We start from the raw sequence: 525 nt of genomic DNA, 5'->3' as shown, positions 1-525 counted from the left end.
TGATACGGTCGTGCGAAACTACTTACCGGTGTAGACTCGATTTCGTGTAATGAGTCGGTTGGACGGTATCACTCTGGAAGAACTTCAGGAACTGCGTGAGCAAACAGAAGGAGAGATCCCTCGGGAACGGGTGCTGGCCGCGATCGGACGAAAACAGGGCGACGAACTTGATAGACTGGCTGAACGCCATGGCGTCGTTGAGAAGACAGTCCGCAACTGGCTCGATCGGTTCGCGCGCGAACCGATCGAGCAGGCACCATACGACGACGATCGACCAGGTCGCCCCTCGAAACTCAATGAGGAACAACGCGAGCAGTTGTTCGAGCAACTCCAGCAGCCACCGACCGAACTCGGCTACGAACAGCAAGCGTGGTCGTCAACGCTGCTGATCGACCACGTCAAAGAGGAATACGATGTGGAGTACAGCAAAGGACACGCGCGCAAACTCATGAGCAAGGCCGAGCTGTCCTACCGGACAGCACGGCCGCGCAATCACGAGGCCGACCCCGAACAGGAGGCAGAGTT

At 57.5% G+C, this 525-nt stretch carries 1 protein-coding gene; it reads left to right on the top strand.

Translation table 11 applies throughout. The features are described from left to right. Positions 1-49: 49 nt before the first annotated feature. On the top strand, positions 50-525 hold a 476-nt coding region (locus tag KM295_RS16825), incomplete at its 3' end, for a helix-turn-helix domain-containing protein (RefSeq protein WP_256031534.1).

This window comes from Natronomonas aquatica, from assembly GCF_024449025.1.
GTDB lineage: Archaea > Halobacteriota > Halobacteria > Halobacteriales > Haloarculaceae > Natronomonas > Natronomonas aquatica.
This window is presented reverse-complemented; position numbering and strand designations above follow the sequence as displayed.